Here is a 5,337-nt window from a genome sequence, read left to right on the forward strand (position 1 = left end):
CGCCGCTCCGTGCCTCTGGCGCTCGCCATCACACCGGTCCCTGTCTCTCGTGTCCGTCCGCTCACCCACCGCTGTCCGGACCGTACATGAGTAACAAACTCATAACGAAGCCTACCTGTCTACAGAATCGAGGGTCACCATGTAACCGTCCGCAGCAACGCAGGGCACTGACGAGGAGGTACCGCCGTGACCGGCGCACCCATCACCCGGGCCGACCACGCACGCGAAGCGGCCGTCGAAGCGGCGCTCGGCAAGCTGGATCTGGACGACAAGGCACGGCTGCTGGCGGGGCAGGACAACTGGTCGCTGCCCGCGCTCCCCGGCATCGGCCTCGCCTCCCTCGTCATGTCCGACGGCCCGATCGGCGTCAGGGGTGTGCGCTGGACCGCCGACGACCCGTCGGTCGCGCTCCCCTCACCCACCGCGCTCGCCGCCACCTGGGACCNNTCCTCGGCGTCCAGGACGCCGGCGTCGGCACGACCGTCAAGCACTTCGTCGCCAACGACGCCGAGACCGACCGCTTCACCGTCGACAACATCGTCGCCCCGCGCCCGCTGCGCGAGCTGTACCTCGCCCCGTTCGAGGCCATCGTCGCCAACGCCCACCCCTGGGGCATCATGGCCGCCTACAACCGCGTCAACGGCGGCTCGATGACCGAGCACCGCCATCTCCAGAAGGAGATCCTGCGCGGCGAGTGGGGATTCGACGGATTCATCGTCTCCGACTGGCTGGCCGCCCGCTCCACCACCGGCGCCATCCTCGGCGGCCTCGACGTCGCCATGCCCGGTCCCAAGACCGTGTACGGCGACGCGCTCGCCACCGCCGTCCGCGCCGGCGAGGTCGAGGAGTCCCTCGTCGACGACGCCGTACGCAACGTGCTGCGGCTCGCCGCCCGCGTCGGCGCCCTCGACAACGCCCCCGCCGTGGTGGCCGGTTCGCAGCTCCCCGCGCCCCTCGACGGCGACGCGCTGGCCCGCGAGGTCGCGCGCCGCTCCTTCGTCCTCGTCCGCAACGAGGTACACGACGGGCACCCCGCCCTGCCGCTCGACCCGGCCAGGACCCGCACGGTCGCCCTCAGCGGCGCCGCCGCCCGCGACGCCCGGATCCTCGGCGGCGGCTCCGCCACCGTCTTCCCGCCGCATGTCGTCTCACCGCTCGACGGCCTCACCGCCGCCCTGCCCGACGGCGCCCTCAGCTACCGCGTCGGCGCCGACCCCAGCGACCAACTCGCCGTCGCCGCCCAGGGATTCGACCTGCGCGCCGTCTGCCGCGCCGCCGACGGCCGGGAGCTCGGCACCGTCGACCTCCCCTCCGGCATGATCCAGTGGGTCGGCGTCGACCTGCCCGACGGCGTCACCTACGACGAGCTGCACTCCGTCGAGTTCACCGGCACCTTCACCCCGCGCGAGAGCGGCGACCACACCTTCGGCACCCGGGGCATCGGCCCCCTCGTCCTCACCGTCGGCGGCGAGCGGGTCTGGGAGGGCGAGGAAGGACTCGGGACGAGCAGCGACCCGTTCAACGCGTTCTTCGGCGAGCGCCTGCCGCGCGCCCGGGTCACCCTCCTCGAAGGCGAGCGTGTCGACGTCTCACTGCGGCTGACCGTGCCCCGGCTGCCCGGCATGCCGATGGACGCCGTCGCCTTCTCCCTGCTCCACCTCGGCCCCCAGCGCGACCCCGACGACCTGATCGCCGAGGCCGTCGAAGCCGCACGGACCGCCGACACCGCCGTCGTCGTGGTCGCCACCACCACGGCCGTCGAGTCCGAGGGCTTCGACCGTACGAGCCTGGAACTGCCCGGCCACCAGAACGCGCTCGTCGCGGCCGTCGCGGCCGTCAACCCGCACACCGTCGTGGTCGTCAACACCGGCTCACCCGTCGAACTGCCGTGGCGCGACGACGTGTCGGCCGTCCTGCTGAGCTGGTTCCCCGGCCAGGAGGGCGGCGCCGCGCTCGCCGACGTCCTCACCGGCGCCGAGGAGCCCGGCGGCCGGCTCACCACCACCTGGCCCGTCGCCCTGGCCGACGTCCCCGTCACCGACACCACCCCCGTCGACGGCGAACTGCACTACACCGAGGGCGTGTTCATCGGCTACCGCGCCTGGGAGCGGGCCGGCACCACCCCCGCGTACCCCTTCGGCCACGGACTGGGCTACACCGACTGGGAGTACGAGAGCCTCGACGCCACCGCCGACCGGGCCACCGTGACCCTGCGCAACACCGGTACCCGCCCCGGCCGCGAGACCGTCCAGATCTACCTGGCACCCCAGGCCGCCGACGCCCCCGAGCGCCCGGTGCGCTGGCTGGCAGGTTTCGCCTCCGTCGAGGCGGGCCCCGGCGAGAGCGTCGAGGTGACGATCCCGCTCAGGGCCCGCGCGTACCAGATCTGGGACGAGGAGACCCACGGCTGGACGACGGTCCCCGGCACGTACGAGATCCAGGCGGGCCGCTCGCTCACCGACCGCCGACTGTCCGCGACCGTCACACGCTAGTACCGCGGTACGGGGCCGGCGGACCGGCCCCGTACCCCGCTCACGTCCTGTCGTCGGCCGTCTTGAACCCGTACGTCGTGACCGAGCGGAACTCCTCGCCCGGCCGCAGCACCGTGCTCGGGAAGTCCGGCCGGTTCGGTGAGTCGGGGAAGTGCTGGGTCTCCAGCGCGATGCCCTCGCAGGGCCCGAAAGGACCCGCGTCGAACGCGTCACCGGTGTACAGCTGAATGCCCGGTTCGGTCGTCGTCACCGTCAGCACCCGACCCGACACCGGGTCGTACAGCTCCGCCGCGACCGAAGTCCCCGGAGCCCCCGAAGTGCCCTGGTCCAGCACGAAGTTGTGGTCGTACCCCGACCCCACCTCGCGCGGCTCCCGGAAGTCGAACCGGGTCCCCGCGACCGGCGCCGGCGGCCCCGTCGGCACCGAGTCGCCGTCCAGCGGCGTGACATGACCGGCCGCGATCCGCAACCGGTGCCCACCGGCGCGGCCACTGCCCGCGCCGCCCAGGTTCCAGTACGAGTGGTTCGTCAGATTCACCACCGTCGGCGCGTCCGTCACCGCCCGGTACTCGATCCGCAGCGCGCCCGCCGCGTCCAGCGCGTACGTCGCCGAGACCGCCAGCCGGCCCGGGAACCCCTCCTCGCCGTCCGGGCTCACCAGCGACAGCCGTACACCGTGCCCGTCCGCCGCCGGCTCCGCGTCCCACACCCGCTTGTCGAAGCCGCGCTCACCGCCGTGCAGACAGTTGGTCCCGTTGTTGCGCGGCAGCCGGTACGTCCGCCCGTCCAGCGTGAACGTCCCGCCCGCGATGCGGTTCGCGTACCGGCCGATCAACGCGCCGAAGTACGGCGAAGGACAGTCGACGTAGCCCGCCACGTCGTCGAAGCCCAGCACCACGTCGGCGCGTACGCCGTCGCGGTCCGGCACCTCGACGGACTGCAGGATCCCGCCGTAGTCGAGCACCGCCACCCGCGTACCGGCCCGCTCCAGGACCCAGCGGTGCACGGGAGTGCCGTCCGGCGCCGAACCGGCGCGCCCGGGCGCGGTCACGGCCGTGGTCATGTCGTTCAGGGTCGACTCGTTCACGGTCGCCGACCCTACGCCGGGGGCTTGGCCGCGACGACGTTGCGGTAGGCGATGTCGGCCAGCTTGCCCTGGCCGTTCTTGCTCGGATGGAACCAGTCCCAGGTGCTCAACTGGTCGCCGGTGAACCGGAAGTCGAAGACCGCCCCGCCGTCGTAACGGCACCGCAGATCCTTCGCGCACACATCCTTCAGCACTTCGTTGTACGCCACCACCCGCGCCTGCACCGTGGAGCGCCGCTCCGTGGCCGCGGCGCCCATGTCCTGCGAATCACCCAGCATCGACGCGCAGATCCCCAGCTTCCATATCTGCCGGCCCAGCGGATTGTCCTTGCCCTCGGACCAGAGCCGCTTGAGATCCGGCACACTCGCCACGTACACCTGCGTCTTGGGCGCGTCCGCGCGCAGCCGCCGCATCGACTCCTCGAACGACGTCCGGAACTCGGCCACCGGCGTCATCAGCGCCGCGTCGTCCTTGCAGGCGTCGTTGGCGCCCATCATGACCGTGACCAGATCCGGCCTGTGCCCGGCGGCCTTCGTCATCTGCGCGGGCAGCTCACCGACGGCGGCGCCCGAGCGCGCGTAGTTCCAGCTGTTGTCCGCGACACCCGGCGCGCCCAGCAGCCGCAGCGCGAGGCTGCGCACCCCGTCGTCCGTGCCGGTCGCCCAGGACGCCTCGGGGCAGTCGCTGAGGATCCCGCAGGCGTCGAAACCGCGCGTGATGGAGTCGCCGACGGCGGCGATCGAGGCGGGACTGCGGTCCCAGACCGGCTTCGGCGGGGGCGCCTGGCTGGTCCTGGTCTTCGCCCGGTCCGGTCCCGGACTGTCCGGGGAGCCGCACCCGGTCAGCGCGAGCGCGGCGACCAGCAGCCCGGCGCAGGAGGCCGCGACGGCACGCCCCTGAGGGCTCTGAGGCATGGTGTGAACCCTCCGCGTGGGCGTCGTCATGCGTACGGCGGCGTCCTGGCGAGTGAAAGCTTCGCGTATATCGCCCCTGGGACCGACAGTACGGCACCCCCGTGGGGCCCGCGCAAGGTAGCTTTCAGGCGTCGAACGAGAGTCAACAACGCGCTGCGAATCCGGTAGGTTACATCCCGTCACATACTGTCCGTTTTGCGGGGTTTCACTCTCGATGCTGTTTACTGAGGCCGCTGGGCAAGGCGAACCTCGTCCCACACTGGAGGTCCCGGTGACCACACGTGGTGTTCTGTACGTGCACTCCGCGCCGCGCGCGATGTGCCCCCACGTCGAATGGGCGGTGGCGGGCGTCCTCGGCGTACGTGTCCAGCTCGACTGGATCCGGCAGCCCGCATCGCCCGGCACCTGGCGGTCCGAGTTCTCCTGGCGGGGCGAGACCGGCACCGCGTCCAAGCTCGCCTCCGCGCTGCGCGGCTGGCAGATGCTGCGCTTCGAGGTGACCGCCGAACCCAGCCCCACCGCCGAGGGCGAGCGCTACAGCGCCACCCCCGAGCTGGGCATCTTCCACGCCGTCACCGGCATGCACGGCGACATCCTGGTCCCCGAGGACCGGCTGCGCGCCGCCCTCGCCCGGTCGCTGAGCGGCGAGAGCGGACTGGAGGCCGAGGTCGCGAAGCTGCTCGGCAAACCGTGGGACGACGAGCTGGAGCCCTTCCGGTACGCCGGTGAGGGCGCCCCCGTGCGCTGGCTGCACCAGGTCGTCTGAGCCCGCGCGCACGACCGTACGGCCGCGCTCTACCGTGGCCCCATGGCTGATCGACTCGAAGTAGCTGTACTCGGCGCG

General features: G+C 72.3%; 3 protein-coding genes and 2 pseudogenes. 3 read left to right on the forward strand and 2 right to left on the reverse strand.

The window, feature by feature from the left end:
- Window positions 1–186: 186 nt before the first annotated feature.
- Window positions 187–445: pseudogene (locus BHU15_RS41745) on the forward strand (glycosyl hydrolase); the annotation flags it as partial.
- A 2-nt stretch (window positions 446–447) separates the two neighbouring features.
- Window positions 448–2,492: pseudogene (locus tag BHU15_RS33765) on the forward strand (beta-glucosidase family protein); the annotation flags it as partial.
- Window positions 2,493–2,532: 40 nt separating this feature from the next.
- Here BHU15_RS33765 and BHU15_RS33770 read toward each other — a convergent pair.
- Together BHU15_RS33770 and BHU15_RS33775 are read right to left on the reverse strand one after the other, a co-directional pair.
- Complete coding sequence (locus BHU15_RS33770) at window positions 2,533–3,555, reverse strand: aldose epimerase family protein (RefSeq protein ID WP_069630610.1); 1,023 nt, start codon at window positions 3,553–3,555, stop codon at window positions 2,533–2,535.
- A 35-nt stretch (window positions 3,556–3,590) separates the two neighbouring features.
- On the reverse strand, window positions 3,591–4,493 hold the full coding sequence (locus BHU15_RS33775) for an SGNH/GDSL hydrolase family protein (RefSeq protein ID WP_069630608.1): 903 nt from the start codon (window positions 4,491–4,493) through the stop codon (window positions 3,591–3,593).
- Window positions 4,494–4,764: 271 nt separating this feature from the next.
- On the opposite strand from BHU15_RS33775, the gene BHU15_RS33780 reads away from it, so the two are divergent.
- Window positions 4,765–5,259 carry a DUF3145 domain-containing protein gene (locus BHU15_RS33780; RefSeq protein WP_069630609.1) on the forward strand — a complete coding sequence of 165 codons (495 nt, stop codon included), beginning with the start codon at window positions 4,765–4,767 and terminating at the stop codon, window positions 5,257–5,259.
- The last annotated feature ends 78 nt before the right edge of the window (window positions 5,260–5,337 follow it).

The sequence above is a fragment of the Streptomyces niveus genome (assembly GCF_001723055.1).
Lineage (GTDB): Bacteria > Actinomycetota > Actinomycetes > Streptomycetales > Streptomycetaceae > Streptomyces > Streptomyces niveus.